Below are 24,192 nucleotides of genomic sequence, written 5' to 3'. Positions count from 1 at the left end.
AATGTAAATTTAGAAAGGTTATTATTCTATATTTTTATAATATAAAAATAATTCTACCTAAAAAAACATTACATCCCCACGGGAAAATTAAGTAACCCCTACTTAATAAGGCTTTTGTTTGCCTAAACGAAAGCCTTCCACTCACCCAAACACAAAATTATTTTTATGTCAAATCAAACACCGGTAACACACAGGTATTACCCGAGGTTATCCTCTGTGGTTACAAAAGACGACATCCCGGACATTCTGGGATTCTTAAAACCGGGGATTACTAACCTCCTCGATAAAATCTATTATAAAGATTTACAGTATAGTAAAGGGCCGAAAGGAGATTCCGCGTTTTACAGTTTATCTGTCGTTTCCAAGAGAATCGATATTGAAATTCCGGGAACAGGGATTTCATTAGTCCTGAACGGAACAGATGACACCGCTATCTCCGCATTTCCCATTACCGTTGAATACCAATGGAAGATCCTGGCGTATTTACGCTACTTCAGCTTAGGAAACTTTTCCTTTGAACCTCAGCAGATCTTCGAGGTGGCACTAAGAGTGCTCAACGTAACGGAAGAACAGGCCATCGCGCACTTTGTGAACACATTTGTCTCTCCAGCTAATCAGAATATCACACCTCTGATGCAGTTTGTGAAGGATATTAATGACTCACATAGTTTAGGACTTGCATTACCATCCAATGCCACAACGGTTACAGACGTGGTGCAGGATATTTTTAATAAAACGGCAGGAAAGTATGCTTCATTAGTTGCTTTTGCAACCTACTTGCTTTCCAGCGACATGCAGGAGACAGCAGAAAAGGTAAAAACCTTCTTCAAAGCTTTAATGCCGCAGGATATTGATGAGTTCATCAAAGAAGTAGCCATTCCGAAATTTAAAGCAACCTTAATGCTGTCGGCAGCCATTGAGTTTCCAAGAAGTATTTTAAAACCGGTAAATCCATTAAAGCACCCGACTGCTCCTTTAGAAGTCATTGAAGATGAAACTAAAAAAGTAACCCTTAGTTTTGGGGAAGCTTTATTCTATGCGGATACTGAAAAAGGTTTCGGATACAATATGGATCTTGTTTTGAATATGAGCAACCCTGCTCAGATTGGAAACACAGGTTTTATCATCGATATTCACAACCTTAAAATTGACCTCAGCAAAACGGAAAATATTGCTGAAGCTGATGCAGACGGAAGACCCAAGGAATTTATGGGCGTATATATGGAATACACCGAAATTTTCCTTCCTAAAAAATGGTTTAAAAAGAAAAATCCAGAAGGAAATACTCAGCAGACTATCGGTATTTCAGCCAATCATATGCTGATCGGAACCGGGGGACTTTCAGGAAATATTGCTATTAGGCCTACCTATGCTGTAAAAACAACAGGAACCGAGACAAAAGTTGTTGATTATTTCAGCAAGTTTTTTACGCTGGATTATACTAATCTGAAAGTGAAATCCATGAGCAGTTCTAATGAAACGGCTATTCATAACATGGATGAATTGAAGAATTTCATGAACAGTCTGGCATCGCCTTCTGAACTTAAGTTTGTTTATCCAATGGGATTAAGAACCGTTGCAGGAGATTACAGGGAATTCCAGAAAGAAGAAGACTATTACAAGTTTCTGGCAAGTCTGTCTGTTGATAGTCTTGATAAAGATAACCGTACCTTATGGTTTAATCTTGGGAAAGATACCGAGAAATCATGGGAATTAGGATTCAGTAAATTTGATATTGATTTCCATCAGGGACAGGTAGTACATTCCTCATTACATGCCGGGCTGAAAATCAAAAAATTCAAAGATTATAATGGTCTGGATATGGTCATTGATGTTGTTGGAGAATGGGAAAGCAAAGAAAATTTCAAACTTTCTGCAGCTATTCTGCCTTTTGGTCTGCGAATGAACCTTTTTAACATCCTTAACTTTTATTTACAAAGAATAGAAATTGGAAAGAAAAATGATAATTTCTATGTTGAAGCAGATACCAAAATTACTTTCCCTGAAGATTCATTCGGAGAAAGACTGTTAGGAAAAGAAGGAATTGATCTGCCGGCTATCCGTTATTACGCCAACGGTAAATTTGAAATTGCAGGCGGAAGTTCAATCATTCCAACCAACCTTCACCTGAATTTAGGTCCGGTACGTATGGCCGTTACAGCCATCCACATGGGAACTATACAGCGAATGTATAAAGGGAATATGCGTACTTATAATTACGTGGGATTTGATGGTGGTATTAATATCAATCCATTAGGTCTTGATGTAAGAGGTAATGGGGTAAAATATTATTATACTGCTGATAATGATGAGTTCGGTGGAACTAAAGACGATTATTTCCATATTTCAACCTTAGAAGTTGACTTGGTGATTCCAGGAACGGCGAGTGCAAGTGCTGCAGTAGCCATTATCAAAGGGGCTCTTACCATTCCGGAGCCAGGAAAGTCTACAGAATATAGAGGAAAAGTTTCTCTTCAGTTGCCGAAAATGAATATTTCCGGTTCTGCAGAAATGGCTTTTGATCCTAAATATCCGGGATTCCTGGTAGATGCAAGCGTCGAATTGCCATTCGTGATCCCATTAGGTTCATTTGGTATTTTCGGATTCCGAGGACTCATCGGATACCGATATGTAGCCCATAAAGAGGCAATCGGAATGACAGAAAACGATACCTGGTACGATTATTATGTACATCCGCAGCGAGGAATCAATACAGATAAATTTATCGGCCCTCAGTTTACTCAAAAGTATAGTGCACCTTTCTCCTTTGGAGCAGGAGCTTCACTGGCCACCTTAGACGGGCGTCTTGCCTCATTACGAGCAATGGTATTGCTTTCAGTACCAAGTATGTTTGCCATTGATGCCGGATTAACGATCATTAGTGAACGTCTTGGATTGACAGAAGATGATCCTAAAGTTCCGCCATTCTATGCATTCGTTATCGTAGGTGATAATTCACTGGAAATCGGAGCGGGAGGTAACTTCCAGCTTAACAAAAATAACGGATCATTCATTGACATTAAGGCTGAAGTTCAGATGGGCTTCTTCTTTAAAAATCAAAGACCATGGTATGTTAATTTCGGAACGAGAGACAAACCGATCAGGGCCAGTCTGTTCAAAGATTCAGTGAATATTAAGGCAGAGTCTTATCTGATGATAGCCGCCAAAGGAATTGAAGCAGGAGCAAGGGTAGATTTTAACCTGAACCTGATTATTGTAAAAGTTTTTGCGGCTATTGAAGTAGGAGCCCATATCAGTTTCGAAAGACCTCAGGTAGGAGGATACATTTACGTGGAAGGAGGAGCAGAGATCAATCTTTATATTGTAAGTGTTGCCTTATTTATCTCGATCTATTTCAGAGTGGAACTTATATTCCCGTTCCTGATCCTGGCAGAATTTAAATTCGAACTCAAAATCAAACTGGCGATCTTTAAAATTAAACTTAAAGTTCATTTAAGTATTAAATGGGAGAAAGGGGAGAATCAAGTAGATACAAGTGCTGTTCCACCTCTTACCTACAAATCAGACCCACCAGGGATTGATTATCCGAAAGAAGAGCGATTGAAAAATGCCGTAAAAGGGGTTCATATGTTGACCAATGAGACATTTGATCTTCCTGTCGTTCAGGTTTTCAATGCACCGGAGCCATCCATTAAAGATGATGATAAACTGCCAACGATTCCATTGGATACCTACATCGATATTAAAATTGAAAAAGGACTTATTCCAACGCCGGTTGCAGGTGAGAAAATTGGAGGACATACCAGCGGAGCAACTGAATTTACAGATCTTATCCCGCCTCAGAAAACTCAGCCGGGAGGACATGTACTTCGTCAGGTGAAACACCAGTATTCCATTGAAGATGTAGAGATTAAGATTCTAAATCAACAGCAAAACGTATGGAAGAACTATAATCCTTACAGGGCAGTATTGACTAACGATGAAGCAAACAGCATTGCTAATATTGATAAATTCAAATTAGGATTCTGGCAGAAAATCAATGATAAGTATGACACGATCAGAATTTTGGCGTCTACACCATTCTCATTCTTAGATTCTGCACAGCCGGGATGGTTTATTCCTGAACAGTATGGAATTACGGCTTCTTCATTATTCTGTACACAAACTGAGCCTGTATGGCATGAGTCTAATGTACTGGATAAAACAGTAGGAACGGTATATTACCAGCCGGCGGGAGCACCGTTTAACTTCATTAATGGAGCTTATTACAATCTCTTAGGAACGGTATCAGATGCTACGGATTATATGGCGGTTTCGAATGCTTCCAATCCACATAATTATGCGAAGTCATTGAAGATCACCAATGGAAATACCATGGTTCTTCTTCTTCCGGAAGCCTCTGCTAAAGTAAGATTATTACTTTCTACAATGGCAAGTACGGTGACGATCAGATATTATAAAGATGTATTCTCTACTGCCATTTATCAGAACTATGCTATAATTGATGAGGTAACGAAGACAAAAGCAGAATTAGGAGCAGAGCTGATGTACGATGCAGCTAATTTCGGAGGACAGTATGTAAGTAAGATTGAAATTATTCCATACAATGCTAATCAACAGGAAATTGATGATATCAATGCACAAATAGATCTGATTTGGGCGAATGCTACAGCCAACACGACAGGTGAGGTATCCAGCGTAGTTCTTTCTCCAACGCAACAGGCTGAATACGATAAGCTTGTCGAAATAATGAAGGAATTGAAAGCCGGAGGATGTACCACTGCTCAGTGCAACGAACTGGACTTTGATGTGATGCATGTTGAAAATGGATATAACGGTGCTTTCGGATCAGGTATTGTAAACTTTGGACTGTCTAACGTAGCCACTAAGTGGGCAGATTATGAAACACAATATATGATGATAACAGGAGATACTCCTCCATATGTTGACTTTAATACCCATTCTGTGATCTTCTTGTTTTTACCTGACAGCCCTCTTGCTCAATTTATCAAGCATAATAGTGTTGTCTCGAAAATTACAGACAAAGCCGATGGTATTGATATCTGCTATTCAAGTGATTATCCGAAAGAGAGAACCAACAAAGTAGCGATCATTAAAGTGAGTAAGACCACTCAGAAGCCTCTTAATTTGAAGTTTACCCCTGATTGCGGTTGTGATGCAAAACCGGAGCCTTGTACAAAAGATGTGAGACTTTGTGATTTCCTTGCAGGGCTTATGTATAATCTTAAACAGTGTGTTCAATATCATGGAGTAGATGATGTAAGCGAACTGAGGTATAATATGAAGTGTTTCTTAATCTTCATCGATGCGATCAATAGTTTTGATAAAGAGTTCCCACAATACAACCTGGTTCAGGGTATTGGATATGTAAGAGCACATTTAAAGAAACTGACTGACTATCTTAATACTGAAGGATCCACATTATCAGGAGCACTCCAGTTAACAGAACAGATTCGTGAAATTATCTTTAATCTTGGAAACTGTGGATGTGGTGATGACGATGATAGCGGAAATACAGTTACCCAATGCTATACTTTATTCCATAGAGTGAACTGGATGACTGTTACAGACTACGAATATCAGCAGACGATTCCGTCACAGCCAGCCATACAGGCAGATATGGGACTGATGCAGGAAGCGATGAGTAAAGTGATACAGCCGGTTTGGAGACCTAATAGTGTCTATTACATCAATCTTAAACTGAAAGATAATGTGAACGGAGATACACCAAAGATTATTGACTATTACTTTGCCTTTAAAACAGCAGGGCCTATCGGACATTTTGAAAAGAAAAATGAGAAATATATTGAATACCTTAAAGATGCCAATGGAAATCTGACAGATAAGAAGAAAAATGCAGATGAATACCCAATTACCACTCTGAAATCATATATCGATATGAAAAAATCATATCCGAATGCAGACGGAGATCTTCTGATGGCAAAACCATTATTCTATGGTAACGAGCAGTGTAAAATAGAATTTTTCTTTACCAAGCCTTATATCTATAATATGCTTAAGACATGGCCTGCCCATACAGGAATGGGAGTTAAGGAGATCATTGGAAGTATTAATATTATGATTAAAGATCCTGTAACTAATGTTAGTCTTGAATATCCTTTACCTCAGAACTGGACAACGCAGGAAACAGTACCGGTAACTCAGGAAAGCTGGGCTGAAGATGATCCAAACTTACCGTTGGGAATCCAGCAGATGCTTAACTATGTGAACCATGTTAACCAAGGGAATACGGGTATGGCTTGTAACATTGATCTCGGAGATCCTGTTGTGCCAAAATCATATAAATATTCAGTTGAGCTCACGAATCTGAATCCGGAAAAATTATATACCGCTATTGTATACAATGCCTTTGACGATGATGGAGACGGACATTATAAACCACAGATTACACCGGTACCGGGAAAACCTGATAAGGTATATGAAGAAAACCAGAAGATCCACGAGTTTGTATTTAGAACTTCAAGATATAAAGACTTTAAAGAGCAGGTGGAAAGTTATAAACTTAAAGAATATGATGATAAAGGACTTGTCGTAATAGGACAGAAAGATGCAATATATGAAGTGAAAGCAGATCTTAAGCAACAGCAGCTGGACGACCTTTATATATTAGCTTCAAAAGGTACCGAAAACCCATATTTAAAAGGACTTGCCAATACCTATTCAGAAGTATTTGACCGTGCATTTGAAGGTGTGATGGGATTAAAACCATTAAATCCACCTACCAATACAGAATTTGTCAAGATTGTCAATACAAATAATGACGTAGTTGCCTTACTGATCAGAAATCCGGAACCATTCAATGATCCTAAAATTCCATTGGATGATATGGCAGACTGCTTTAAGGTTCTTAACGCTGCGGGTAATAATGATGACAATTTCAAAGTAATCTATGCTAAAGATTATTCTCAGATTTTAGTGATGCACAAGAGCAAAAAGATCAGAGATCCAAAATTAAAACTGGAATTTATCTATAAGACCTGGGATGGAGTAAAATACGCTAAACAGGGATTGCCAGTAACAATCAATGAATTACAACTAAACAATTAATTAAATCTAAAATGAGTTTTTTTAAATATCATAATTATTTCAATTCCAGTGCCAATTCAGGAATCAATTCTTCTACGAAAAACCAGGGAAATGTAATGCAGGTGGGAGCGATGGACACATCAGGATTGATTACAGTTCTGGATGAAAGCGGTAGCCTGAAATGGAATAAAGTGTTTACTTCTCTTCTGGGAGGAGACACCAAATTTATCAAGGTAATGCCATTTACAAACGGTGAGTTTGCGGTTTTGGGAATGACCTCCTATAAAACTCCTGTTGTGATGAGAATCAAAGGAAATGGAGAAATACTATGGTGTAAAAGTTTTCCATCGATTGAAACCGATGAAAAACGCATTTATGCTGATATATTTATCGATTCAATGGTTTATCTTACTTTTTACAATGTAAACACAAAGACCAGCGGAACTCTTATACTGGGCTGGGACGGAAAAATAGAGTCAAGAGCAGATATTATTAATAACGGTACTCCAGGGGCAACCCTGGAAGTTACCGGAATCAGTACCTACAGTGAAATAGTTCATATAAGCGCCAATGAAACCCTTAATGGAGTAAAACGCGGAGTATCATTATATGGGCAGGTTAGTGCACCGGTACTCACTGCTGATTATGTATCAGCCGGTGGAACTCCTATTGTTCTGAATGGAGTGCATTGCCGCCTTACTCAAGGCGGATATCAGCTGCATATGTCCGGTAAGTTAAATACAACTCCTGTTTTGTTGGGAGCTGATAAAAAAGTATTTTTATATGAAGCCTGGGAAGGTCAGCTGGTAACATTTACCTATGGAAAAGACTTTTTCTATGCCCGTACAGGTGCTGGTCAGAAGTTTTGTTTCTCTTCTTATGATTATATTCCTCAATGGGTGAAAAAATCAGAAGGTAAAGAATTTGTGATTGATCAGATTGTAGGTAATGAGGTAACCGTTAGAGGTTTGTATAACTCTTATTATACAGGGCTTGTTGCCAATACAATTAATACCTGTAACACTTCGCCGATCAGTAATTTCCAATTGTCAAAAAAAGATCTCCAGACAGAAAAGGCCCCTTATGGTTATTCCACAGTAAATGTTAAGGAAGAGGATATCAATTTTAATATTACCGATAAACCTTATACCAATACAAATGCGTGTGGTTCAGATGGAGGTGATGGAACGACAGTTACTTTCAATGAATTTTCAGGATTGCAAACCCCTAATTTATATCTTCAGGCTGCCGGATCCAAAGGAGACGACAGTACAAAAGGAATTCACCTGAGATGGGGGTTCGGAGGTGAATTGGGAGAAAATCACCTTCCTAAAGGGAAATTGGCATCTACTAAAAATAATTTCAACAAACCTGATGACTTTGTAAAAGTATACAGAACCCTTTATACAAAGGAAATTTTTACCCTAGACTTTAAACAGGCTCCTCAGCTTATTGATGAAAGTAAGAAGATGTGGATGTATAAGTTTAATAATGACAATAGAATTTTTTATGTCTATTTCAAAAATAAAACAAAATACACACAGGTAAGACAATCTGTTAATCCGATGGCTGATCCACTTAAATTCATGCAGCTATATGGTAATGAGATTGTAGAAGTTCTTTGTAAGACAGATATTTTCTTTGCTGCAGAATTAAATGTAAATGATCAGAATCCTAATTCACAAGTTGAATTGGAGGCACTTTCTGTAGCAGAACCCAATAACTTATCCCAACAGCAGCTTTCGTATAGAGCAATGCCTTATGGTAATGATCTCGCTAATACTTATTTTAATGCTGAGAACGGAAAGACACTGCGCTTCAGGCCTACCAACTGCGTGGTTACAGGAGTTAAATTTGAATTCTATTCAGATTTTATCATCAGTAGAAATAATGCTAACGCATGGAAGCTAATGGGTGAATTCTCCCTCACTTCTGAAAGAGACACTGCTTTTGAAAGATTAGATCCTTTACCTAAGGAAAATCCTGTTCATGGAGCATGGTTAAGATACAATGATGAAGCCTACGTAAATACTAAAAATTACCATACAAAATGGGAGCATCCTTCTACAGGTCCTTTGGATAGAGATATTCAGACGGTAGTCAAGAGATATGTAGAGCTGAGTAATGATCAGCCGAATCCAAAAGGGAATGAAACGATTTCAATTAATCTTTCGCCTACCGGTTCACAACAGGTGGTTGATATTAGCACGAATCTTCCTCAGGAAGGGGATATGCAGGTTTCCAATCTGGATATTTTAAATATTGCGGCTCTGGATTATCATGTAGCAAGAATGCTGGGATTAGGATATCTTGATATCAAGGATGAAGTTTTCGGAAACGAATATATTTATATCACAGAATATTATACCAATAAAAACCTGGATATCAATTCGGATGATAAAACGTATCAGTTACTTTCAATGTCTCTTCCTGTTTCTACTGAAATCGAAAGACTTTCATTGCCGGTAAAGCTGATGAAGCTGAATAAGGGAATGGACTCTGGTAATCCACAGTCTGCAGGTTTATACGATGCAGAAGGCTATTCTCATAATGGAAAATACCGTTATATCAGTATTTATAATCAACAGGTTCCTGAACTCGAAGTAAACCCTGCATTTATGGGGTTGTATCAGAAGTTTGATGCTTCTTCATTCACATTTCCTGTGTACGGAGGTTTGGAGTATCGCGTCGTAGAACCTGGTAAAACAGATGATTATATCTGGATTAAACCGGAGTTGTGCCACGATACCAAATATCTGAATGTAGATAACTCAGCAAATGCAGCTAATTCTTGGGAAACATTACCTCTTCAGATTCCGGATACCTATGCACCACTGTATATGCATAAGCAGGATAAGAGTGGAACCTATTTTTATAAAGGATATGGGATCAACTGGTTCTCAAGAGCACAGATTGGTGGAGAAGAATTGTCAATTGATACGAAGATTAAACCTAACAACAGATTATTACCTCCTACAGCAACCACAGCTTTCCTTATCCAGAAAGAATATCCTGCAACTTTAACTTCTCAGGGAGAACAGGACCGCAGAAACTTGATTGCAGATACAGATAAGACGTTGGTAAGACTTGGTTTTGATCATCATATTTATCAGGATGAAGTCGTATATCCTATTTCATTTGACTCTACATTGCCAAATGATTATTACCTGGATCCGAATACAATTTTCCCGGATGATAAAGAAGTAATGGCAGATGAAGTGGAGATCTTCTACAGGAATTATACCATGAAGGAGATTTCTGCAAAGGTTGTAAACATAGAACATCATCCTGTTAACCAGCTTCTGGCGGATATTAGAACAGCAGATTATATTCTTCCAAGTTCAGGGGGAACTATTCCTTCAGGATCAGGAACACCTGCTCAGCCTTCAATTCCAACCCATATTTTAAAATCGGAAATTCCGGCAGGAACAACCATTAATGATTTTATCGGAGGAATTTTCTTATTGGATTCTGTAAGTTATATCATTAATGGGATCGAAGTAGAGCCCTCAGGATTGAAATTTACCGTGTTCAAAAAAGTACCAAGTGCGGCTATTATTTCAGGAACTTCACCGGTAATTGACCAGAGCAGTCTGGTACTGCCTACATTCAGTCCTGGGACTGAAGGGTTGTTCAGTGCTACTGAAAATATGCAGAATACATCAACCTGGGGCGTGAAAAACCCAAATTCATTAAAAGTGAAGATTGGAACCAATGATTGGGGAATCCACAGGGAAGTTATTAATACGCAGCAATCGGACGGATCTGTTCAGAGATTCCTTGAAAAAAGTAGAGGATTCTGGAAAACAGCAACAGTGGAAAGACATTTTGAAAAAATTACAATATATCAGAATAGTAAGAATGAGATTATTGAATTTCAGTCTCCTTATCCTATGGTCCATCAGGGAGTTTATAAAATCACATTCCCAGGATTCAAATTGGCTCAGCATTCTCAGTATTCACCTGGTTTGGATTCTGTAGAGTGGGTAAACGGAATTGTAAGATTATTTACAAATGAGCATTACAATAATAATCAGCCTATTGAATCCAGATCTATTTTTAAAGTTGTGCTTACAGAAAATATAGGAACCAATAATGATTTGGTAGTATATGTTTATGATGAAAACTTCAGAATAGAAGAAGATGCTAATAAGCAGCCAAAATTCATATATGATAATGTCACTTCGATAAAACCTTCTGAGCCTGTAATGGGAGCTAATCTTAAGGTAAATTACTATCCTTCTTACAGAGTATATCTGTATAAAAACGCGGCTAATAATCTCATTGAAGATGCTGTGTTACCACCAGAAGGTGTTGATGTAAGATATTCGATCTTTGGATTTAAGAGTGTAGATCATGACAATGTGGATATGCAGGGCGCTCAGTATAAATCTAAATTCAGTGTTCCTGCTGTGATGTTTGCCAACAGGATTGTTGAACCTAAGCCACCAAAACAGCCAAAAGGTTCTAAATATGCAACCAGACCGGATAAATATGGAAAGGCTACTTATAGTTTTATCACGGAATATGATCATAAACCATATTCAGTACAATTCTTCAGAGCGAATAATGCAGTATTACTTGCCTCATTATACGAATCTGACACGATTATCGCCATTAAAGAAATGCTGAATAGCTTAGGAGGAAATGATGAAGTCTTTTTCAATAACAGATGGATGAATTTTGTGGATTTCGATATGCTTACAAAGGGTGAAAAAGATGCCTATGAAACTTTCTCTGACATTATGGATGATACTTTACCATTGCCAGACAATATAGTTTTCTTTGCTGCTATTAATGCGTTTATTAAAGAACATAATTCCCATTATGTATTAACCCCTGGTAACCCGCTTTATTCCCACCCGATTGAGGATACGGCAATAGGAAAAATATCCCTTAATGAGCCTATCATTAAAGAGCTTCCAGGTGTTTCTTCAGTATTGTATTTAGGGCATTTCATCAAAGAAGCGATCGTCAACTGCTTCCTGCCACTTACGGAGGTGCCTATTATTTATCAGCAGATTCATAATTTTGATTTCAATGATATGACAGGTCACAGACCTAAAAATAAAAAACAGAGTATCAGGGACGCTTCGGGGTATTTATTACCTACTACTCATCCGGATTTTGACATGGCTCCAATGGCAGCTGTATACAGCCAAGGCCAGGGAGGTACTGCCCATTCGACATTGTTTACCGATTTTACCCTTGACGGGGCTTCGGATAACTTCTACTTCTATGGAGTAAGAGAATTAGGAAATCAGATGCAGATGAGCGAATTCAGTAAATTCCAGGGACCAATTAAACTGGTGAATACCAACCCTGCCGAACCACCAAAGATCTTAAGCTTATTGCCGGTTGTAGACAATGCAACATTAGGAATCTCTGCCAAAGTAAGAATTGAGGTCAATTCTTATACAGATGTACACAAGATCAATGAGATTTCGGTGTACAGGGCAACCAATAAACTGGATGCAGATTCAATATTGAGCATGAAACACATTAAGACAGTGAAGATTACTGATGTAGAAGTGAATCCTGTAAACGGATCGTGGACAGTGTATGATGAATTTGAAGATCTGGATGAAAAACCTTATGGTGATCCTCTTTTCTATCGTGTCGTTGCTTCAAGAAAAGTAGAGTACACAACCACAAATTATGCTGTTTCACCTCCGGCAACTAAAAATGTACAGGAACAGGCTCCGTCGTTACCTTCAAAAACTACGGTAACGATGCTGGTAGAAAATTATAATCCACCAGCGCCAGTGTTGAGATATCATTCTGAGCCGGTAGACTCTGATGTGATCAATTGGGTGATTCTGTCCTGGGATCAGGTTTGCTATAAAGGGAAATATCACCTTTATAAAATGAGCCCTCAGGGGAACTGGAAAGAAATGGCCAGAATAGATACAGATGAAAAAGATACTTCAAAAGCAAAATTGTATCTGTACGGTAATAATCCGGCAACTAATAAAGAAGAATGGTTCTTTAAGGAAGCATTTGATATGACAGGAAACGAGTTTTTCCTTCCTGTTGAAAAATTAGGACTGGACCCTATGAAAATTAAGGATGCAGAAGGAAGAGTACTTTACCATCATTTCAAAATGGTATCTCAGAATACTTCCAATATGTTCAGTACCGAAGAAAAAATCCTTACGATCTATAAAGAAGAAACCTGGACGGATATCGGAGGTATTTCACATGACGGAACAGACGGAATGATCTTACAGGGAACATTCATTGTAAGACCCTAACTAAATCCTATGTATTAATAAGATGAAAAAAGTTCCTCCTTTCCTATTAGGTGAGGAGGAACTGATCATCAACAAACAACAAATTATGGCAAAAAAAACAATAGCTGCTTTAAAAGAATATTTTAGAGCAGGAAAAAGACCAACAGAAAGCCAGTTTAGTGATTTGATTGATAGCTATGTGCATATGGATGCTTTTAATCCTAATGCTTATTTGCCGCTATCGGGAGGAAAAATGTCAGGAGTCTTAAGTTTAGGGAATACAAGTACAACGTGGATTTCCAGGGATTTGTCAGATGTATCGGTTAATAGTAATTTTTCCAGATATTTTACAAAACTGATAGGTTCTAATGGAGATGTTGACAGTTTTGGATATTATGGAGCTGTAACCAATACTGGATCGGTAACGATGAATTGGGGATTTATTGGTGGAATTGCCTATAATGGGAAAAATGCCATCAGATGGACTCCGGATCAGAGAGTCGCCATAGGAGGAAGTGCTGCCGTAATTCCAACGACCGGATATGCATTAGATGTAATAGGAAATGCGTATGTAAGAGGAGATGTAACCTTTGCCGGTGGCCTGAATACCTATCAGGGTTCGTTGCAGGTTCAGCATCTAAATGTTAATAAACTAAGAGCAGACAGTGCTAACACTATATTGTCGGCAGGATCCAATAGTGGAACAAGTGGAATATTTTTAAGACCTGCAGGAGATACGGTTACCACCAATCAAGTTATCGTTAATGCGAACGGAACTCAATATGTAGATAATTATAACGTACTTTTTGGATCTCAGACAACCACAGGATCATCTGTTTTTCATACCAATGTTTCAGGAGTTAATACCCCTGGTTATGGTATATGGATGGCGCATAATCTTCAGTTTAACGGAACAGATTTTATTCAGCCAAGAGCCTCTTTGAATTCCTGGGCTTTCACAGTTAATAATCATAAAGGTTTTTCATTTAACAGAGCGAATAACAGTACAACAAATGGTTCAGCAGTATCACTTATTGAATTGGTAAAGATATCAGGCACAGGAGTGATCAGTACTTTAAATAATGGAAGTTCTGACCAATGGAATGCAGCTTATGGCTGGGGAAATCACGCAGGAAAATATGTACCCATAAATCATGCTACTCCGGTTAGTGCATTACCTTATCAAAACGATATGTTAGCAGTACCGGTAGGAACGTATGTAGCAGCAGTGAGCTCGGGATCTCCCAATTTACCTTTCACACAGGCAGGTGGATTGATCTCTTTTGGTAATACAGCTGTTTCAACGAGATTACTTGGAGCCAGGGATAATTCAGATAATTTATGGTTTCAGTCCGGTGATGGCAAAGGAGCATGGAGGCAACTTGCATCAAGAGATTGGGTGATTACCCAGCTAGCTTCGGCATCAAGAGCTAAAATGTCATCAGCTGAAGTATCCTCTGCACCAGTAGGGGAAACGAATATGCCTACTAAGAAAGAGTATGAAATTGATTCAGCCTCTTATCTGGAACTAAACGATGAGACAGAGTTCATTACTGTTACAGGTAACCAGCTGTCCGATATGATTTGTAATATAACGGAAGTATATTCTCAACAGGACATTAAAATTATCAATCTATCCACTTCTTCTTTGATTAAACTTCAGATAAAAGGAAGTTCAGCGGTTGTAGTAGAGCCAATGAAATACATGAACATCTATATCACAGAGAATGTAAAAGTAATTAATCTTGGACAGTTTGCTGTAGAAGTTTTGGCTTAAATAAATTAAAATCTTTCCTGTTAAGCCAATAAAAGGAAAGAATAATCATCAAAAAACAACAAATTATGGCAAAAAAAGTAATTACGGCTTTAAAAGAATATTTTAAGGCTGGAAAAAGGCCTACAGAAAGCCAGTTTAGTGATCTTATAGATAGCTATGCCAATTTAGAGGATAAAACTATTTTCCCGGATAACTATAAACATAAAGATTTATATTTCGAATTTCCTGATCAACAAGCCGATATGGCAATAGATGTCCTTCTGGGAAATAACTATCTGAACGGAAGTTTAGTAATTGAAGTTGCAGGTACATTTGCATATCAGACAAGTGTTGGTATTATAAAAAAACAATTTGAGATCGGGCTTAATCCTGATGGAAATCTTTGGTATCCCACTACTTCCAGAATTGTAGAAGCGGAAGGAACTATTTTATATAATATTTACATTGGAGATATTGTATGGGATTCAGCAAGAAATGAATATAAACTAACTATTTACCATACAAGCAACCGACTGAATCCATATGCTATAAGAATCACACAGTTTTCTTACGATAAAGCATTTGTAGACCAGGCGAGACTTTCTGATGTGTATCATAAACCACTTATCGGACAAAAGAAACACTCGGTACATTATAATGAAAATATAGGTATTGGAACAGATAATCCTAAGGCCAAATTAGATGTACGAGGAACCGTTTTTGCAGGCCAGGGTGATGGTACACAAGGTATCAATGCATTTGCTATACGATATGAAAATGGATCTGTAAATAACTGGGGCTCATTAAGAAGTGGTGCAGAAACGTATATGAGCTATGGCGCTAAAGCTGATAATCAGACTGCTTATGGTTGGGTCTCAGGTGATGGTACTTTCGCTGGATGTAAGACTGCTGTAACCCTTGGTAATGAAGGAATTAAATTTTTATCTTCTAATTATCTGCAAGTGCCCCAGGACTCACCGGTGGCGATGTCAGAGCTTATGAGAATAGTTCCCAACGGAAATGTAGGAATTGGTACAGAAAGCCCACAACAAAAGCTTGATGTACATGGAACTATACTATCTCAGATAAACAGCAATGAGGGTGGATCTCTTTTTTTAGAGAATCATAGTAAAACAGCTCCGGGTACAGCCAACAGATGGGCACTCTATAATATGACCGGAGGTTATGGGAATGGCCTTCAGTTCTGGAGTTATTCTGCAGATGGAACATATGGTCCGAAATTATTCTTGTCAGATGCCGGTAATATGGCATTATATGGTAAAATTGAAGCAAAAGATGTGGTCATCACAGCAACACCTACAGCAGATCATGTGTTTGCTTCAGATTATAATTTAAGGGGAATAAAAGACCTTGGAAAATTTATTACTGAAAATAATCATCTTCCTGAAATTCCTTCAGCTAAAGAGATGACAGATGATGGGCTTTCCGTGGGAGATTTCCAGATCAAACTGCTTCAGAAAATTGAAGAAATGTCTCTCTATATTATTTCTCTGGACAAAGAGATTGATATTTTAAAATCAAAATAATCATGGCAAAAAAAACAATTGCTGCTTTAAAAGAGTATTTCAAAGCAGGGAAAAGACCCACTGAAAATCAGTTTGGAGACTTAATAGATAGCTATGTGCATGTAGATAGTTCATCGGAGCTTTCAACCATTGTAGAATTTCCTGCAAATTATCAGGTAGGAGACTATATAGAATTTTTAAATTTTACACCTTCGAATGCCCAGGCAAGTGGTTTCTATGAAATATCTCTGGCATATACCAGAGGAAATATTGCTTGTGGAGCAACCCATATTGCTGCAGTTTCGCATTCAAATCCTAATATCTGGAGAGAATGTGGTGCTATCAATAAAAATAATTATATAGACAGTGAACCTAACTATAGTTTTACGGTTGATGTCAATGGTGGGATAGGTAAGTTTCGTGTCCGGGCAATCCATACTTATGGATCTGTAGATCAGGTGCTAAAAGTTTATATTAAAATAAGATCTATTAATAAAAATGACTCATGGACAGTAACAGATAACAGAGGTAATAGTCTTGCCGCTGTTCCTCTTCAGCCCATGACCAATGAGTGGAACGTCTGGGTGGGAAATCTGAATTCTGCAGAAACAGCCAAAATAGGACTGAAAGTAAATGCACAGGGAAATGTTGGAATAGGAACAGCCAATCCTGAGACAAAGCTGAATGTAGTGCATGAAAACTCGTTGAATCAAAATTCGACGATTGCTAAATTTACTACAAACGGTGCGACAGGAGGTAGTAATATTGTGAGCCTTTCTTACCATAACAAAGCCAATCTGGAATTAAATTCTGGATTTTCAGGCTTAGGAAGAAGATACGGGGATTACTTTGACTTTAATATAGAAAATGATAATTCTTATGATCCAAATTTTGGGTCTATCAATTTCGTGACAAGTCAGAATATTCAAATGACCATAAGACCTGGTGGGAATGTAGGAATTGGGACAGCTAATCCAACATCCAAATTAGATGTTTGGGGAAATGTCCTTGCGGGTAGAACTGATGCTACGGAAGGAATCAATGCATTCTCCATTCGTTACGAAAATGGTTCGGTAAATAACTGGGGCTCATTAAGAAGTGGTGCGGAGACTTATATGAGTTATGGTGCTAAAGCAGACAATAAGACTGCTTCAGGCTGGTTATCAGGTAGTGGTTCTTATGCCAGTTATAAAACGGCGGTCACTGCTGGTAATGAGGGGATCCGATTTTTAGCTTCAAATTATCAGAAAGTTGCCCAGGATTCACCAGTGGTTATGTCAGAACTTATGAGAATAGTTCCCAATGGAAATGTAGGAATTGGTACAGATAGTCCGCAGCAGAAACTTGATGTACAGGGAGCAATCATGTCACAAATCAGTAGCAATGAAGGAGGGGCTATCTATTTGGATAACAAGGCTAAAACAGCGCCAAGTAGTGCGAACAGATGGGCTATCTATAATATGACAGGACAATACACCAATAGTTTACAATTCTGGAGTTATCTTAACGATGGTGGAGGTGGAGCCAAACTCGTATTATCAGATGCCGGTAATATGGCACTCTATGGTAAGCTTGAAGCAAAAGACGTAGTGATTACAGCCACGCCTACTGCCGATCATGTTTTTGCAGCCGATTATAACTTAAGAGAGATCGGCGATCTTGAAAAATTTATTTCTGAAAAAAGCCACCTTCCGGAAATCCCTTCTGCTAAAGAAATGACAGACAGTGGATTGTCAGTAGGGGATTTTCAAATCAAATTACTTCAGAAAATTGAAGAATTAACATTGTATATCATTTCTCTGAAAAAAGAGATTGATTTAAAACCTAATTAATCATGGCAAAAAGAACAGTTACACAATTAAAAAATTATTTTAAAGCAGGTAAAAGACCTACGGAAAGCCAGTTTGGGGATCTTTTGGATAGTTATGTACATCTGGATGACTCTACCATATTTCCAAACACTTTTAAACATAAAGACCTAACTGTCAGATTTCCCAATCTGGAAAGTAATTTGGCAGTAGATATTTTACTGGGAAATACAGTCAATGGAAATATTGAAGTACTTGTTGTAGGTGCCTGGAACAGTGAAAACACTGTAGGGGTTATCAAAAAGCAAATAGTGATTGGAGCAAATCCTAATGGAGGTATCTGGTATCAGCCTTTATCGAGAATTATAGAGGCTTCGGGACCTATCACAGATCATATTTATCTTAGTGATATCGTATGGGATAGTACTATTGCACAATATAAACTGACACTGTATCATACACGTCAGTCTGGAAATGTATATGCAATCAGGCTGATACAGCATTGTAATTCAACTGCTGTAGTTGATAAGGCAGTATTGTCTGATATTTATACCAATGTCCTTACCGGCCAGAATAAACATTATGTCAATTATAATGATAGTGTAGGAATAGGTACCAAGAAACCGCTTGCTCCCTTAGATGTTCAGGGACGGATTTTGTTGAATGCCGGGTCTAGTGTGGTAAGCGGTGTGGGAATTGTTGGGTACACTACCCAGTGGGCCAGAGGATATAACTTTGTCTCACCTGATAATACACAACATTTGGGTGGTTTCGGAGCGTTGGGGACCAATAACCAGATTGATCATTATTTTATAGGAAAATATGGTGGAAGTATCGCAAAATTTTTCGTGGGAGATGATCGTACTTTCCTTAGGGGAAATGTAGGAATCGGAACCGAAGCTCCCGCAACAAAACTAGATGTAGTGGGGGAAGTACTGGCAGGAAGCAGATCTGCAACAGAAGGAGTAAATGCTTTTGCCGTACGATATGAAAATGGATCTTTTAATAACTGGGGTTCTTTAAGAAGCGGTGCAGAAACCTATATGAGTTACGGGGCAAAGGCATCACCTAGCACAGCCTATGGATGGGTATCAAGCAACGGAAGTTTTTCCAATTATAAAAATGCGGTTACCCTGGGAAATGAAGGAATAAAGTTCCTGGGAAGTGCCAATGCACAAAGCGCTATCAATTCACCCGTTGTTATGAATGAATCGATGAGGATCACTCCTAATGGAAATGTCGGAATAGGAACAAAGAATCCTGATCAGAAGCTTGCCGTAAAAGGAAAAATCCATGCTGAAGATGTTATCGTTGATACCAATGTTCCTGCTGATTATGTTTTTCAAAAATATTTTGACGGACAATCTTCTATCAGGCCGGATTATCAAATGCCGACCATTAGTGAACTGGAGTCTTTTGTAAAAGAAAATAAACACCTTCCGGAAATTCCTTCCGGAGAAGAAATCGCAAGAGATGGTGTTCCCTTAGGAGATTTCCAGATGAAATTACTTCAGAAAATCGAAGAATTAACACTTTATATCATCTCTCTGAAGAAGGAGATGGATTCAAAACTAAATTAATCATGGCAAAAAAAACAAGTACAGAATTAAAGGAATATTTTAAAGCAGGGAAAAGACCCACAGAGGCACAGTTTGGGGACGTAATGGATAGTTTGGCCAATCTGGAAGATCCACAGCTGTTTCCTAAGAATTACATTAAAAAAGGACTAAGTATTGACTTTCCTCATCAGGTATCTGATCAGGCTGTTGACATCCTGCTTGGAAACAGGGGAATGTCAGGGTCGGTTGAAGTAGAAATTGTGGGAACATGGATGTACACAAATACTGTCGGAAATATTAAAAAACTGTTTCAGGTGGGATTCAATCCGGATAATTCTGTGTGGTATACACCTACGTCTAGAATTGTGGAAGCGGCAGGACCTATTCTTAATCATATTTATATTGGGGATCTGGTTTGGGATGCTAATACTAATCAATATAAGATAATTATTTATCACACTCATGATACAGGGAATATATATGATGTCAGAATTACTTATCATTGCCCATTTAATACACAGGACTTTAGTGAGGTGAAAATTTCAGATGTCTATACCCATCCTCTTATAGGGCAGAGGGTGCATTATATCCATTATAATGATAACCTGGGAGTAGGTACCTTATTACCGGAAACAAGCCTTCATGTAAAGGCACCAAAAGATCGGGGACATTCCAATGTTGTAGGCGGGTTGTTTGACAGAAGTGAAGCTGCCGGGGGAAGTAATATCGTACAATTGAAATATCATTCCACTGCCGATCTTGAACTGAACTCCTTTTTTACAGGAACTAATTTCAGATATGGCTCGTATGGTGATTTCAATATTGTTAATAATATTGATGGCGGTGTTCATGGTGCTGTTAATATGGTCACCAACGGGCAAACAAGATTAAGCGTAATGCCTAACGGAAATATTGGTGTGGGAACTTCAACGCCGCAAGCAAGAATGAATATTGTTTCACCAATGCATACTGCGGATCAGGAAGGGACATTGATAATAGGAGATGTAAACCAGGCTAATTTAAGATTGGGTTGCAGCGAAAATCATACCTGGATACAGGGGCATGCAGGAATGCCGTTGCATATTAATCCGATTGGTAACAATCTTATTTTAAACAGAGATGCAGGAAATGTAGGAATAGGAACCAACAATCCGGATCAGAAACTTACTGTAAAAGGAAAGATCCATGCTGAAGATGTTATTGTGGATATGAATGTTCCGGCAGATTATGTGTTTCAAAAATATTTTGATGGTGAATCTTCTATCAGACCAGACTATCAGATGCCAACCATTAGTGAACTGGAATCTTTTGTAAGAGAGAATAAACACCTTCCGGAAATTCCTTCAGGAGAGGCTATCATGAAAGATGGTGTCAATTTAGGAGATTTCCAGATGAAATTACTTCAGAAGATTGAAGAGCTGACTCTTTATGTCATTTCTCAGAACAAAGAAATAGAAGATCTGAAAGCTATTATTAAAAAATAGTACTATTCAATGTTATGTTTAACAGTATTTAAAATAAGAACTCCCTCAAATTAATTTGAGGGAGTTTATAGTTTATCAGGATTGCTTATCATAAATGCAAAAAAACCTCTGACTAATCAGAGGTTTTAAAGTGGTTTCTCCAGGAATCGAACCAGGGACACATGGATTTTCAATCCATTGCTCTACCAACTGAGCTAAGAAACCATTATATTTTTGTTTGACTTACTTCGTTGTTTTAAAGTGATGCAAAAGTATAATATTTTGTAATACCGTGCAAGTTTTTTAGGTTATTTTTTCAAAAAAAGATATTTATGGGTAGATCTTTTTTTTAATGAGTTGAGGCACAGTTGATTTATTTTTTTTCTAAGAAACTTATTAATTACAGGCTTAGGATAGCTAATCGGGAAAATATTTAGTGAGGTTCTTTGGTGTAAGCCCCTAAAAACAGTAATTATTTCAAGAATAAATATCACTTCAAGCGATTGTTTTATTATATTCTATATAATCTGTTTATGGTGGTTTTGTTGGGGTTAAATATTACAAAATGCAGAATATTTAATACTAAATATCAAAATATTGTGAAATAAATTAAATTTGTATTTGTAATATTTTTATATTAGTAATCAGTAAGTTAATACTAAAACCATAATCATGAATACTGAAAAATTTAGTACACTTGAGCTGCTTCATAAACAGTTCAGGTACCCGTTCCCAACGTTAAAAAATCCCTATGCAGAACAGCTGCAGGAAATTACCGAAAGTCAATGGATTGATGGTGAATACCTCTGGCTTTATGAGCAGAATCCTGATCTTCGCAAAAAGTACAAGAAGACTAAAACAGCTCATATTGCTGCTCAGTGGTTTCCCACCGCAACCCCCGAACGATTCAAGCCTATCTGCAGATTGATGCTTTGGACACTTTATAATGATGATTTGTATGAAGAAAGTGAACCTGAAGATATTGGATATGTCCATGCACAGTCAATAGCAGTATTAAAAGGAGAAGTAAGTGGTGAAGATTCAGGAATTCCTTTAGGAAAGATGCTGGCTTCTCTAAGATTGGAACTGCTGCAGTTTATTCCGGAGGAATCAATCTTCCGTTTTACACAAATGATCAGTAGATATTTTATAGGCTTAGAAACTGAGTTGAAATACAAGAAAAATAAAACGTATCCTAGTGTGTCAGAATGCATTGCACTGCGTGAAAATTCCATATGCTTATATCCGTTTCTTCAGCTTACAGAAGTAGAAACAGGTGTCACTCTTCCTCCGGAGATTCATAATCATCCGGTGATCCAACGCTTGCAGGCCTTAGCCTGTCATTTGGTTACTTTTTTCAATGAAGTACAGTCCGTAATAAAAGATGAAGCAACAGGCAGTATTTATTACAATATTGTAAAAGTAATCCAGAACGAACACCAAATGTCTTTGAAAGAAGCATGTCTTGAAGATTTGCGTCTGCATAATAAGGACCTGAAAGAGTTTTTAGAACTACAAGCTTCTCTGCCTGATTTTGGGGTATGGCAGGAAGCTGTGGTCAACTGGGTGCATTATATGAGTATGGTGCTCAGCGGTTGGAAAAATATTTCTACCAAACTGGATCGCTACAATAGCATGGAGTTTCCCGATGCTGCTGAACTCCGGGAAAAGCTGAACAAAATATAAATAAGAACGAGGAATAAACTTAACCATTACTATATCATACAAAAACTAAAACAAGATGAAACCCGAAGAATATCATTCAAAAGATTACTTGCCACGTGGCCATTATCCATGGCCGGACCTTATCAATCCACATGCAGAACAAATGGGGAAAGATATGGATGGATGGATTGATAATGACTACACTTTCCTGACAGAAAAACAGCGTGAAACATACAAAAAAATGAGACTGCATATGTGTACTGCACGTATGTGGCCCGATCTAACCTATGAGCAGACCATTCCATGCAACAGATTTATGCTTCAGTATGTGGCTCTTGACGATCAGGTGGAAAATTCTTCTCTGGAAGAGATTCAGCAGTTACGGATTCGTTGTGTTGATATCCTTAAGGGGGATCAGCCAAGAGCAGATGAAAACGCACTTTATCAGCATATGGCGCTCATAAGGGATGAGTTCCGTGCGCTAATGCCTGATCTGTGGGTTGAACGTTTTATTTATTATTTCTACCAGTCTTTCAGATATGGGATTGAATTGGAGTATCCTTATAAAATAGCGCAACGTCCACCGTCACTTACCCTTTTTAAAACCATTCGCGAGTATTCCGTTCTGATGCGTCCATACCTGATCTTAGGTGAAATTGAATCAGGTCTTGTTCTTCCGGAGCATATTTTTGAGCATATTGTTGTTCAAAAAATGATATCGCATATGACTCTGGTAGTTGCCTGGCAAAATGACATTCATTCTCTGCCAAAAGAAATGGCAAAGGGAACTGAGGTTTTTAACCTGGTTTTTGTACTCCAGCAGGAATATAATCTTTCACTGAAGGATGCTTGTGACCAGGCATTTCGGATACATAATGAAGAACTGGCAAAATTACTTGCCTTACATGCTGAATATCGTGAGTTTGGAGAGTATCAGGAGCATGTAGATCAATTCGTTTATTATGCGGGAGTGGGCCTTCAGGGAGTGAATTCCTTTTATCTGGAAACCGAAAGGTACCGGCATGGAGGGGTGGGTTTTGCCTGGCCGGAAATCAGCAAATGACGACCGAAATCCAAAAATCTGGATGACCTTGTTGGTGAATGCTGATAGGGTAGACCATAAGAAATACTGAGATTATTTTATATACCCCTT

9 protein-coding genes and 1 tRNA gene are annotated in these 24,192 nt (G+C 38.1%); 9 read left to right on the top strand and 1 reads right to left on the bottom strand.

Features of this window, described 5'->3' with window-relative positions; translation table 11 throughout:
* Window positions 1-165: 165 nt before the first annotated feature.
* The 7 genes from B8967_RS05220 (at window position 166) to B8967_RS05190 (ending at window position 21,395) form a co-directional block, all read left to right on the top strand.
* Window positions 166-7,050 carry a hypothetical protein gene (locus B8967_RS05220; RefSeq protein ID WP_084084996.1) on the top strand — a complete coding sequence of 2,295 codons (6,885 nt, stop codon included), beginning with the start codon at window positions 166-168 and terminating at the stop codon, window positions 7,048-7,050.
* An 11-nt stretch (window positions 7,051-7,061) separates the two neighbouring features.
* Entirely contained in the window at window positions 7,062-13,283 is a 6,222-nt protein-coding gene (locus B8967_RS05215; protein WP_084084994.1) for a hypothetical protein, read from the top strand.
* A 22-nt stretch (window positions 13,284-13,305) separates the two neighbouring features.
* Window positions 13,306-15,039: a hypothetical protein gene (locus B8967_RS05210; RefSeq protein WP_084084992.1), complete on the top strand. Its 1,734-nt coding sequence runs from the start codon at window positions 13,306-13,308 to the stop codon at window positions 15,037-15,039.
* Between the two features lie 65 nt (window positions 15,040-15,104).
* Complete coding sequence (locus tag B8967_RS05205; protein ID WP_084084990.1) at window positions 15,105-16,565, top strand: hypothetical protein; 1,461 nt, start codon at window positions 15,105-15,107, stop codon at window positions 16,563-16,565.
* A 2-nt stretch (window positions 16,566-16,567) separates the two neighbouring features.
* Entirely contained in the window at window positions 16,568-18,376 is a 1,809-nt protein-coding gene (locus tag B8967_RS05200; protein WP_084084988.1) for a hypothetical protein, read from the top strand.
* A gap of 2 nt (window positions 18,377-18,378) precedes the next feature.
* The gene (locus B8967_RS05195; RefSeq protein ID WP_084084986.1) at window positions 18,379-19,932 is read left to right on the top strand and encodes a hypothetical protein; all 1,554 of its coding nucleotides are present in this window, start codon (window positions 18,379-18,381) and stop codon (window positions 19,930-19,932) included.
* A gap of 2 nt (window positions 19,933-19,934) precedes the next feature.
* A complete protein-coding gene (locus B8967_RS05190) occupies window positions 19,935-21,395 on the top strand; it encodes a hypothetical protein (protein ID WP_084084984.1) in 1,461 nt (486 codons plus the stop codon).
* 131 nt (window positions 21,396-21,526) lie between these two features.
* Here the strand turns inward: B8967_RS05190 and B8967_RS05185 are convergent.
* Window positions 21,527-21,599: transfer RNA gene (locus B8967_RS05185), tRNA-Phe, on the bottom strand.
* A 447-nt stretch (window positions 21,600-22,046) separates the two neighbouring features.
* On the opposite strand from B8967_RS05185, the gene B8967_RS05180 reads away from it, so the two are divergent.
* Complete coding sequence (locus B8967_RS05180) at window positions 22,047-23,060, top strand: terpene synthase family protein (protein WP_084084982.1); 1,014 nt, start codon at window positions 22,047-22,049, stop codon at window positions 23,058-23,060.
* 55 nt (window positions 23,061-23,115) lie between these two features.
* Window positions 23,116-24,102 (top strand): terpene synthase family protein, encoded by a 987-nt coding sequence (locus tag B8967_RS05175; protein ID WP_084084980.1) that lies wholly within the window; start codon window positions 23,116-23,118, stop codon window positions 24,100-24,102.
* Window positions 24,103-24,192: the final 90 nt, after the last annotated feature.

Source organism: Chryseobacterium sp. YR221 (genome assembly GCF_900176315.1).
In the GTDB taxonomy this organism is placed as follows: Bacteria; Bacteroidota; Bacteroidia; order Flavobacteriales; family Weeksellaceae; genus Chryseobacterium; species Chryseobacterium rhizosphaerae.
The sequence above is the reverse complement of the archived record's forward strand: the minus strand, read 5'-3'. Positions and strand labels throughout refer to the sequence as shown.